Source organism: Flammeovirga sp. SubArs3 (assembly GCF_947387565.1).
Taxonomy (GTDB): domain Bacteria; phylum Bacteroidota; class Bacteroidia; order Cytophagales; family Flammeovirgaceae; genus Flammeovirga; species Flammeovirga agarivorans.
On sequence record NZ_CANDOA010000004.1, the window covers coordinates 341,780 to 353,602 of the forward strand.

Annotated in this window: 10 protein-coding genes; 3 read left to right on the top strand and 7 right to left on the bottom strand. The window is 34.6% G+C overall.

Annotated elements, in window-relative coordinates:
• Positions 1–33: 33 nt before the first annotated feature.
• Positions 34–1,380, top strand: coding sequence for an NfeD family protein (locus QL232_RS13730; RefSeq protein ID WP_281614529.1), 1,347 nt, complete (start codon positions 34–36; stop codon positions 1,378–1,380).
• A gap of 168 nt (positions 1,381–1,548) precedes the next feature.
• Here QL232_RS13730 and QL232_RS13735 read toward each other — a convergent pair whose 3' ends face one another.
• The 6 genes from QL232_RS13735 to QL232_RS13760 all read right to left on the bottom strand — a co-directional run bounded on the left by QL232_RS13735 (position 1,549) and on the right by QL232_RS13760 (position 6,741).
• Positions 1,549–2,859 (bottom strand): ammonium transporter, encoded by a 1,311-nt coding sequence (locus tag QL232_RS13735; protein ID WP_168881670.1) that lies wholly within the window; start codon positions 2,857–2,859, stop codon positions 1,549–1,551.
• 186 nt (positions 2,860–3,045) lie between these two features.
• Entirely contained in the window at positions 3,046–4,146 is a 1,101-nt protein-coding gene (gene aguA, locus QL232_RS13740) for an agmatine deiminase (RefSeq protein ID WP_281614530.1), read from the bottom strand.
• A gap of 4 nt (positions 4,147–4,150) precedes the next feature.
• Positions 4,151–5,056 (bottom strand): N-carbamoylputrescine amidase, encoded by a 906-nt coding sequence (gene aguB, locus QL232_RS13745; protein WP_168881668.1) that lies wholly within the window; start codon positions 5,054–5,056, stop codon positions 4,151–4,153.
• Between the two features lie 358 nt (positions 5,057–5,414).
• Positions 5,415–5,660, bottom strand: coding sequence for a hypothetical protein (locus QL232_RS13750; RefSeq protein WP_281614531.1), 246 nt, complete (start codon positions 5,658–5,660; stop codon positions 5,415–5,417).
• Positions 5,661–5,890: 230 nt separating this feature from the next.
• A complete protein-coding gene (locus QL232_RS13755) occupies positions 5,891–6,337 on the bottom strand; it encodes a GNAT family N-acetyltransferase (RefSeq protein ID WP_281614532.1) in 447 nt (148 codons plus the stop codon).
• Between the two features lie 95 nt (positions 6,338–6,432).
• Positions 6,433–6,741 carry a rhodanese-like domain-containing protein gene (locus tag QL232_RS13760; RefSeq protein WP_281614533.1) on the bottom strand — a complete coding sequence of 103 codons (309 nt, stop codon included), beginning with the start codon at positions 6,739–6,741 and terminating at the stop codon, positions 6,433–6,435.
• Positions 6,742–6,827: 86 nt separating this feature from the next.
• On the opposite strand from QL232_RS13760, the gene QL232_RS13765 reads away from it, so the two are divergent.
• On the top strand, positions 6,828–7,253 hold the full coding sequence (locus QL232_RS13765) for an OsmC family protein (RefSeq protein ID WP_168881665.1): 426 nt from the start codon (positions 6,828–6,830) through the stop codon (positions 7,251–7,253).
• 58 nt (positions 7,254–7,311) lie between these two features.
• Positions 7,312–8,487: an aminotransferase class I/II-fold pyridoxal phosphate-dependent enzyme gene (locus tag QL232_RS13770; RefSeq protein WP_281614534.1), complete on the top strand. Its 1,176-nt coding sequence runs from the start codon at positions 7,312–7,314 to the stop codon at positions 8,485–8,487.
• Positions 8,488–8,557: 70 nt separating this feature from the next.
• Here QL232_RS13770 and QL232_RS13775 read toward each other — a convergent pair whose 3' ends face one another.
• A complete protein-coding gene (locus QL232_RS13775) occupies positions 8,558–11,635 on the bottom strand; it encodes a GAF domain-containing protein (protein WP_281614535.1) in 3,078 nt (1,025 codons plus the stop codon).
• Between the last annotated feature and the right edge of the window lie 188 nt (positions 11,636–11,823).

Sequence of the window (11,823 nt, forward strand, 5' to 3'; positions counted from 1 at the left end):
AAGTATATTAATACCTATCAGAACAAAACAACAATGAAAACATTTATCAAATCTTCCTTGAGTTGGCTATTACTTATGTGTGTTTTCTATCCAGTAATGGCGGAAAACGTTCCTGTAGTTTTTGAATTTCCAATTAGAGAAGATATCGATCCAAGATCATCAAGAAAGGTATCACTAGCTTTAGAAGAAGCAACAAAAAATAAAGCAGATTATGTAATCATCAATATGAATACCTATGGGGGAGCAGTAAACGATGCTGATAAAATAAGACAACTTATTTTAGATTATCCTCAACCGGTATATGTTTTTATCAACAAAAATGCAGCAAGTGCAGGAGCATTAATATCTATCGCTTGTGATTCTATTTATATGGAGTCTGGATCAAATATAGGAGCAGCTACAGTTGTGATGGGAGGCTCAGGTGAAGCGGCCCCTGATAAATACCAATCATATATGAGATCTATGATGCGATCGACAGCAGAAACAAATGGTCGAAATCCTCAGATCGCAGAAGCCATGGTAGATCAGGATTTGGTTGTTGAAGGAATTTCTGAAGAAGGCGAAGTAATTACCTTTACAGTTGCTGAGGCATTGGAACATGGTTTTTGTGAAGCAGAAGTAACGGGAATACCAGAAATCATGGAAAGAAATGGTATTAGTAATTATGAATTAGTTGAATATAGCCCATCATCTGTTGAAAACATTATTTCTATCTTTTTGAACCCAGCAGTAAGTAGTATTTTAATCTTAATTATTCTAGGTGGAATTTATTTTGAATTACAGTCTCCAGGTATTGGGTTTCCAATAGCTGCAGCAATTACAGCGGGTATTCTGTATTTGGTGCCTTACTATTTAAGTGGTATGGCAGCTAATTGGGAGTTGATCGTAATAGGTATTGGTTTTCTATTAATTCTACTCGAAGTTTTTGTCGTACCTGGATTCGGAATCACGGGTATTTCTGGGATAACATTTATGATTTTCGGCTTAACATTAGTGATGTTGGATAATGATTTTCTTGATTTCACTTTTGTTGCTCCAGAAAGAATTATGACTTCACTGATTAGTGTCCTTGCATCCGTTTTTATTGGAGGGATAGGAGTTTTTGCTTTTGCCCATAAAATTGTTGATTCCCCTACTTTTGCGAAGGTGGGTTTATCAGAAAAAATGGATAGTGATCAAGGATATTCTGCTGACTTTTTGGGTACATCTTATATTGGTCAAACTGGTACAGCACATACTGTTCTACGACCATCTGGCAAAGTTAAAATTGAAGATAATTATTACGATGCTACCACAGAAGGAGGTTTTATATCTAAAGGAACAGCCGTTGAAGTGATTGAACAAAATGGATCTTCTTTAAAAGTGAGAGAGTTGGTTTAAACAATTAAATAAAGGCTTAATTTTATTTTCTATTCTTAATACAAAGAGGCAAGATTTAATTTAAAATCTTGCCTCTTTTTTTATAATAAAATACATGGGTTTTGAGAGAATAAACTCAAGAAGACAGGATCTCCTTGAGTCCCAAAATTTCTCAATCAAAACAACATATTATATAAATTCTCCAACTTCAACGATATCTAGACCTTCTTCCTCTACTTTTTCAGAAACTCTAAACCCTACAGTTGATTTGCATATTTTGACGATCAAGAATGTCATTAATGCTGACCATGATACAGCCGCTACTAAGGCAGTTACTTGTACTCCTAATTGACTGATTACGTCAGTTACTCCATGGCCTCCAAACATTTCTGTACCTAAAAAAGCAACCATAATAGTACCCAGGATACCACCAACACCATGTACAGCAAATACATCTAAAGCGTCATCTATTTTCCATTTCTTTTTTACAACATCTACCATGTTGAAGCAGACTAAGCTTGCAGTTATTCCGATGATAACAGCTCCCATTGGACCAATATTACCAGATGCAGGAGTAACTGTTGCTAACCCAGCAATCATACCTGTAACAATAGAAATTAATGTAGGTTTACCGTTCTTAGCCCATTCAAGTACTACCCAAGTGATACATGCAGCAGCTGCAGCTAAATGGGTTACTAGTAGGGTCATGCCAGCGGCTCCATTTGCATGTAATTGACTACCTGCGTTGAATCCAAACCAACCTACCCATAACATCGATGCACCAATCATTACCATTGGAATGTTGTATGGAGCTTTTTTCGAATGTTTATTTTTAATTCTAGGGCCAATTAAAACGGCTAATAATAAAGCAGCAATACCAGCAGTAGCATGAACGACAATACCTCCTGCAAGGTCAATTACACCCATTTGTTGTAACCAACCACCGCCCCATACCCAGTGAGTAACTGGAGCATAAACTAGAATTAACCAAAGTGCAGAAAACAATGCAACTGCTTTTAATTTCATTCTTTCTGCAAATGCACCAATAAATAAACCAGGTGTGATTACAGCAAATGTCATTTGAAAAACAGCAAATAATGGTTCAGGAATACTCCCATGAAGACTGTTTGCTGTTACTCCATTTAAGAATAATTTGTGGAAATCTCCCACAAAGCTTCCATCACCTGAGAAGGCAAGACTATAGAGTCCACCGAACCATAATAATGATCCAATACCTGTAATGACACAGATATTCATCAGAATGGATAAAACATTTTTTTTGTGTACCAACCCAGCATAGAATAATGCCAAGCCAGGTAACATCATAAATAAAACAAGAGCTGTAGATACTAATATCCATGCAGTATCTCCACTATTTAAAGCAGGAGTATTGGCTACTTGTTGTACTTCAGTAATATTTATTATTTCTGTCGTTTGTGCTTGCACAGAAGTAAATGCCATTAGAAGTACGGACACGATGAGGTAAATATATTTTTTCATATATGATATGTTTTCAACGAGAAATTAACAATTGGACAAATGAATGTTGATTGAATAATTGAGAGGTGCTTGATTGATAAAAAGAGAGATATTGGTTGGTTATTAACTTCTCAATGGATATAAATTGTTGAAAGATTTGATGGTAGCCATGAGCAGTTTATTATACCACTCATGACCTATATTTGATTAAACTTTAGGTTGTTGTTGTGTAATACAGTGAATATTACCACCTCCTAAAAGAATTTCTCTTGTTTCTACTTGTACAACTTTGTGATCAGGCATTAAGTCTTGTAAGATTTTTGCAGCCACATCGTCGTTTTCATCTCCATATTTTGGTAAGATGACACCACCATTACAGATCAGACAATTGATATAAGAACCAGCTAAACGGTCACCAACTTGTCGATTTTTAGCAGTTTCAGAAACATCAATTCCTTCAACATCTTTTTCTGTTGTTATCATTGGTGAAGGAACTGGTAATTTATGAACTGTGATTTTACGACCTTTTGCATCAGTTACACTAGTAAGGTAATTGTATGCTTCTAGTGAACGCTCATATTGAGGATCATTTTTATCATCTGTCCATGCAAGAACAACTTCTGTAGGACGAATAAAGAACGCCATATTGTCGATGTGTCCAGAAGTCTCATCATTATAGATTCCTCTTGGTACCCAAAGAACTTTCTCGACATTTAAATAATTTTTTAAATAGTCTTCCATTTCTTCTCTTGATAAACCAGGGTTTCTACCAGGGTTCATGAATACTTCTTCAACGATCATTACTGTACCTTCTCCATCAGTATGGATTGAACCACCTTCTGTTACAAAGTTTTCAGTTCTGTAACGATCAGCATTTTCTATGGCAAGTACTTTGTGAGCCACTTGATCATCATGATTAAAAGGGGAGTACAAACCATTGTAAGTACCACCATATGCATTGAACTTCCAGTCTACGCCTCTCAGTCCACCTTCATCATTTACTAAAAAAGTAGGACCAGAGTCACGCATCCATGCATCATCTTGTGTTAGCTCAATAACACGGATATTAGGGTGTGAAAGCATTGCACTAGCGTTCTCAAACTGGTTGTTAGAAGCACATACTGTTACAGGTTCAAACTCAGCGATCGCTGTTGCCACTTTAACAAATGCCTCTTGACCTGGCTTCGCACCCATACGCCATGTATCAGTACGTTCTGGCCAGTGCATCCAAGTTCTTTCATGCTCAGTCCATTCTGCTGGCATATAATAGCCATCTTTTTTCGGAGTAGAATTTAATAATGTTGACATGATCTTAGAATTTATTAGGGTGAACACCATCACTAGATGTAATTACTTCATAATATTCAGGTCTTCTATCTCTGAATAGACCCCATGAAGTACGAGTTTTTTCGATATCGTCTAAGTCGAAAGTATGTACTAATACTGCTTCTTCATCTTGTCCAGCTTCTTCTACTTTTTGTCCATGCTCATTTGCAATGAAAGAAGAACCATAAAATGTGATCCCGACTTCTTTAGCATCTTTATCAAAAACGTCTGTAGTAGTTTCTCTACCAAAACGGTTGGCAGCAACTACTGGAGTTACATTAGCAGCAGCATGACCACATTGTGTTGCTTGCCAGTGATCTTTTGAGATAAGGTTTGGATCTTGAGGTTCTGAACCAATCGCAGTCGGGAAGAATAAAACTTCAGCACCCATCAAAGCCATTGAACGAGCTGTTTCAGGGAACCATTGATCCCAACAGATACCTACACCGATTTTCGCATAACGAGTATCCCAAACTTTAAATCCAGTGTCGCCAGGGTTAAAGAAGAATTTTTCAAAATAACCTGGGCTATCAGGAATGTGTGTTTTTCTGTAAACACCTAAAATTGAACCGTCTGCATCGATAATAGCTATTGAATTATATCTTGCATGGTTTTCTCTTTCATAAAATGAAATAGGTAAAACTACTTCTAATTCTTTTGCGATTTTTTGAAAGTGTTTTACTGCAGCATTTTCTTCAACAGGTTTTGCTAACTCAAAGTGTTTCTCATCTGGTTGTAAACAGAAATAAGGAGTTTCAAATAATTCTGATAATAAGATAATTTGAGCACCTTTTGATGCTGCTTCACGAACTAATTTTTCTGCTTTTCTAAGGTTATCTTCTTTGTCCCAAGTAAAACTTGTTTGTGTTGCAGATACTGTAACTTTTTTCATTGTTTTGATGATTTTGTGTAATAAAATTAAGATGATTCACACTCTAAGTAATGATATGTTTCACACCTGATTCGATTTAATTTAACGATGTTGATTACTGGTATTTCTATAAAAAAGCTATTACTTCTTTACATAAAATATTCAATTGTCAATTTGTTAAATTTGTACTCCGATTGAGTACATGACAAAAGTAGAGCATGAAAAAAGGAATGGTTGGTAAAAAACAGGAGGGAATTGGTAAATTATTGTTTTTCAGTAGATATCGTAGATTTTTATGTTTGTGTAGATGATTACAGTAAAAATCATTGGGTAAAAAAAAGAGTACATTATTCTGTTAAAATAAAGTACTCTGAAATTACTAATCTTTTAAGTTTAGGATTTCATCATCAATAATATTGATCCTTTTATGCATATAATACAAACCAATAGGTATCACTAAGAGAATAAGATATTCGAATAGAAATGTACCTTTTGTAATACATACAACTAACCAAGAAAAGAATAGAAAAATGAACGAACCACTCATTAAATAGTAAAGTTGGATCATGTATTTCTTTTTCTTTTGTAAGTGGTCAATAATAGGGGTGTTAGTAGTGTTGTTCATAAAAAATATAACGGACAGTATGAATTGTTATAGTGGTTGCTACAATATACTTAAAATTAACTTTTGTTAAAAATTGTTAGTGGGATTTATTGATGAAAATTGAATTATCGATAACATAACAAAGCAAACGATAGAAGAGGTGTTTGTCCTATACTATCAATAAAGAAGTATATACACAAAAAAAGGAACTATTTGATGTAAATAGTTCCCACTCCAAGAAATAATATTGATTAAATGGTTTGTACCATTAAAACATGTGGAATTCCATCTTCCATAAATTCATCTCCTTCTATATTAAAACCTTCTTCTTCATAAAATTTAGTTACATATGTTTGTGCATGTAAATAAACTTTTGAACCTTCTTCGGCAATATCTTCAATTTCAGATAATGAGGCTTGAATTAATGCATTACCAATTCCTTGGCCTCTAAATTCTTTTAATACGGCAAAACGACCCATTTTATAGCCTTCCTCTGTTTTAAAAAATCTACACACACCAGCAGGTCTGCCATTATCTAAAACAATTAAATGATAGGCTTTTACCTCGATATCATCGAACTCTAATGAAATATCAATTTGTTGTTCATCAACAAAAACAGTTTTTCTTATTTGCATAACTGCAGGCCAGAACTCTGATTCTGTTCCTTGGAAAATGACTACTGATAATGAATCTGACATATGGATTGATTTTGGTAAATGTCAACAATAAAAAAACCGACCTAATTCAATTAAGCCGGTGCAAATATCGTAAAAAAGTGATGATTTTTTATGATCTAGTCATCTAAACCAAAAGCGTCGATATACGCTAAAATACCACCCTCAAGATTTTCTAGGTTTGTATAGCCTTTCATACCTTCTAAAGCAGCAATAGCGTTGGCAGAACGCTTGCCACTACGACAGTGAATAATTACTCTTTTATCCTTGCTGATTTGATCTGCTTCATCGATAACAGTTGCTAAAGGAATAAGTAATCCACCAAGGTTTGCTTCGTCGTACTCATAGTCTTCACGTACGTCGATTAGTTGGAAGTCTGCGCCTGATTCTTGTAATTCTCTCAGTTCTTCTACAGTAATACTTTTCATAGTACTCTAATTTAGTTTCATTTTCGTAATTTTATCAAACCTTTTATAATTGAACAAATTTAGGCGAATAAAAAACATACAAACTTATGAAAATTGAATTACAAAGAGTGAATGAAGGTGTGCGTTTCGAAGCAACTTCTGAAGAAGGGAATACATTACATATTGATGCAGGTAAAGGAAAAATGGATGGTATGGGTGAAGGTTCTGCTTTTTCTCCAATGCAATTAGTTTTAACTGGAGTAGCAGGATGTGCAGTTTTCGACCTTATTCATATCTTAAAAAAGCAACGTCAGGAAATTAAAGATGTGAAAATTTCTATTGATGGCGATCGTAAAGATGCTGTTCCTGCTCCTTTCGAAAAAGTACATGTTCATTTCAAGTTATTTGGTAATGTAGATGAAGCAAAAGCAAAGAGAGCAGTTGGTTTAGCAGTAGAAAAGTATTGTTCTGTTGCAGAAATGGTAAAATCTACAGCAACTATTACTCACTCTTTTGAGGTGATAGCAGAATAGTTTATTTTGCGATCTAAACTTTACTGACAAATTTTACAATCAAAAAGATTTTCTCATCATGAGCCAAGAAGAAAAGAACTTTGAGACCATTGCTGTGAGACAACAAACACAGCGTTCTCACAATAGAGAGCACTCAGTGCCGATTTATGCTACATCAAGTTTTACTTTTGAGGATGCTGATCATGCAAATGCATTGTTTTCTGATGAAGTAGAAGGTAATATCTATTCTCGTTACTCTAACCCGAATAACGATGAATTTATTGATAAACTGGTTTCTTTAGAAGGTGCTGAAGCTGGTATTGCTACCTCTTCGGGTATGGCTGCCATGTTTTTAAGTATTGCTTCTTTTGTAAGTCAAGGTGATCATATCGTTGCTTCAAGATCTTTATTCGGCTCAACTCACCAAATTTTAACGCAGTTATTACCAAAGTGGGGAGTATCTCATACATATGTTGATATTCATGATTTAGAAGGTTTTGATAAGGCAGTTCAACCGAACACTAAAATGATCTTTATCGAAACACCATCTAACCCTGCATTGGATATCATTGATATTGAGGCTTTAGCAAAAATTGCTAATAAACATGGTGTTTTACTGAATGTAGATAACTGCTTTGCAACACCTTACTTACAGAATCCAATTAAATTAGGTGCTCATATTGTTACTCACTCAGCAACAAAATTTATTGATGGACAGGGTAGAGTATTAGCTGGAGCAATCTTAGGACAGAAGGAAACGCTCGAAAAGGTGAAATTTATGTCTCGTCATACTGGACCGGCATTATCTCCTTTCCATGGTTGGATTCTTTCTAAGTCTTTAGAAACGTTATCTGTTCGTATGGACAGACATTGTGAAAGTGCTCATACCGTAGCAAAAGCTTTAGAAGAGGTGGAAGAAGTAGAATTGGTGAAATATCCATTTTTACCTTCACATCCGCATTATGAGCTGGCAAAAAAGCAGATGCGTTTAGGTGGTGCTTTAGTATCTTTTGAAATTAAAGGAGGAGTGGAAGCAGGTAAGAAATTCTGGAATAGCTTAAAAATGATTTCTAAATCTTCTAATTTAGGAGATACAAGAACGATTGCTACGCATCCAGCATCAACAACCCACTCAAAATTATCAGAAGAGGAAAGGTTAGCAGTGGGAATTACTCCAGGATTAATCAGAATCTCTGTAGGATTAGAACATGTAGATGATATAATTGCTGATATCAAACAAGCTTTGAAAGCATAATCATCTTATAATATAAAAGGGGCAATACTTATATCATTAAGTATTGCCCCTTATTTTTATATCTAATTTCTTAGCTCAATGTTGGATTAAAACCTAGTACTAAAACATCATCAGTTTGAACCAACTCATGTTCCATCCAGTCGTTAAAGGCACGACGAATAGCTGTTCTTTGCTTAGATTTTTCTTCTTTATGATTACTGAATAATAATTTTAAGAAGTTCTCCTTACCAAATTCTACTTTCTCTTCACCACCCACTTGTTTTTGGTAACCATCTGTGAATAGGTAATAAGTAGCATCTTCAGTTAAGTCGAATGTATGTTTCTTATATTCAATCTCATTGAATTTTTCTTCATTATATTCACCACCAATGCAAATAGGCATACCTTTGATAAGGAAGAATTTACCATCCTTAATTTTAGCCATTGAGGTGTTAGCACCAGCAAACTCTAAAGTTTTCTTGCTCTTATCCATTACTACAAGAGAAACATCTAAAGCATCAGTGTTTTCAGAGTGGTTTTGGTTCAAGTGTGATACAATACGCTCGTTCATCGCTTTAAGAATCTCACCAGGACAAACAACGCCTTGGATCTCTACGATTTCTCTAAATAACGATGTACCAATGATACTCATCATGGCTCCTGGTACTCCATTACTATTACAGTCAACAGTTGCAATATATACTCTTGAGTCATGCTCAAAGAACCAGAAGAAATCACCAGATACAATATCTTTTGGTTTATGGAAAATAAACGAATCCGGTAATAACTGACGTATTAATGTACGGTTAGGAAGAATTGAACTTTGAATCTGCTTCGCATAACGGATAGATTCGGTTACTTTTTGTGAAGTAACTTGTAATTCTTCTTTTTGACGTTCGATTTTCTCATACGTTCCTGCTTTATCAATGGCAATTGCTGAGATAATGGCAATGTTTCGAAGTAAATCTACATGAAGTTCTGTATATGCATTCTTTTTGAAACTTTGTAAACTAATTACACCAATCAATTTATCCTCGGCTCTCATAGGAATATAGATAATTGATTGAGGCATTTCACCTACAGTAGGTACTTCATCTTGAGAATCTAAATATTGATAGATTTCTTTAGTGATATCATTGATAACAATCTCTTCATTTCTTTTCAGACAGATAGAAGATAAACGAGTGTCATCAGACATAGAGTGAATAAAATCAGGTAACTCTTTACCTTTTTCCATTGCACCTCTAAATTCAATTTGCTGTTTTCTGTGATTGTATATACCTAAACCGAAAGCATCGCCACCAATCAGTGTCTGAACATTTTCATATACTGTTTTGATAATACTTTCTGTACTTAAACTTGATGAAAGTGAAAGACCAATTTCTGATAATAACTGTACGTTTTTATAAGATTGCTCAATTTGGTCTCTATTGGCTTCGACCTCTTGCTTTTGCTTTTGTAGCTCAGCAGTACGGTCAGCTACAATTTCCTCTAATCCTTCATAAGTCAGGGCGTTATCCAAGGCAATACCAATATATATGGCAATGTTTCTCATTAAGTTTAACGCTCTTTCATCAAATGAATTTGATTGGTAGTTCTGGATTGTAATAAACCCTAAAGTACCCTCCTTACCAATTAGAGGAATATAAATTAATGATTGTGGTAGTTTAGAGGAATCCTGAGTAGGTAGCTCTGTATCTGGTACATGTTGATTATACTCAGAAATAAAGTCATTGATGATAATTTCTTTCAATGTTTTAAAACAAATCACTGAAAGCTTATTATTATCAGTCAAACGAATGGTTTTAGGAGGTAATTTTTCTCCATTTTCAATATTCGTTGAGATATCAAGAACTCCTCTTGCTTTATTGTAGATACCCATTGAGAATAATGGAGCATCAATCATTGAATTTAAACTTTCGTATGCAGTATCTGCAATTCTTTCAATGGAAAGGTTGGAAGTAATGTCCTGACCAATCTCACCAAGGTTTTTTAGTGTAGTATACGCTTGAGTTAATTCTTCCTCTTGCTCTTGACTACGAATATTTTGATTTTGCTTTTCCTTATTCAGGTTTAGGTTATCAATGGCAATTCCGATATACGAACTAATACCTTCGATAAGTAAACGATCCTGTTTAGAATAAGCATTTAACTTTTCAGTTTGTACTGTAAATACACCTACAGGTTTACCTTTATACTGAATTGTTGCATAAATGATAGAGTTTACTTTCTTACCTACACGTTTTGGAGCGTTTAGGTTATAATCTGGAATGATAGAAAGGATCTCATTATCAAAATCGTTGATATGGATTGTTTTATTCCCTTTCAAACAAATTGTAGCCAAACGGTTTTCTTCGTCCAATTTGCAATAGTTGAAAGGAAGACGTTCACCATCCTCATAGGTACCAGGAAACTCTAAACGGTGACGTTCATTGTTTACAAGTCCGATATCTAGAGTTTGAGCATCTAAAACTGTGTTTATCTTTTCAAATACAGTTTCAGTCATATTCTCAACACTATCGGTAGATGCGATAATCTGACCGATTTCATGTATTGTTTTTAATGCGAAACTGTCTAGTTTTTGTACTTCTTGTAGTTCAGAAGTACTTGGTGTTGTAGGAGTTTCTTCAACAGTGGTAGCTTCTGCACCTTTAAAACTTTCAATTGCTACAGCATTTTGTAATAAGATAGCAATTTGAGGAGCCAAGACCTGTAAAAACTTAATTTGTTCAGATGGCGTATTGATGTTCTGATATTGTTCAATCATCAAAAAGCCAATAAGAGTATCATCATTCCATAATGGAATAAAGTTAAGGAAAGAGACATTATTCTCTTTGATATACCTTTCAGCTTTTACTTTATCGTTTACCTTGTTAATATCAACGACAATAACATTCTTAGGAGATTTAATCTGATGCAATACACTTAATGGTAAATCATGGTCCATTGCATAATCATTTCCTTCTTGGAATATTGTGTCACCACTATTTCTCTTCTGAGATGCTTTCAATATAAAGTTATCCCCAGACTTAATAATAATCGAGGTTCTTTCGGCAACTGTTTTCGAATTGACAGTATCTAAGATTTTGCGGCAAAGGCTTTTGATCGTTAAAGCTCTCGAAAGATCTTGGTATATCGATAAAGCTTGGTCTAGGTATCCTGTTTTCATGATGTATATGAAAAAATATAGAAAGCCAAAAAAGGTTGCTATAAAAATGTAGTTATTACAGTATCTGAGCATCGCTCAGATGATAATTAGTTTAAATCACTGATTATCGGTTCTATAACGAGCAATTTAACAATAATATTGCTTAAGTGCTAGAATTTGCTCGATTAGTACACTTTGTTTTAGGCAAA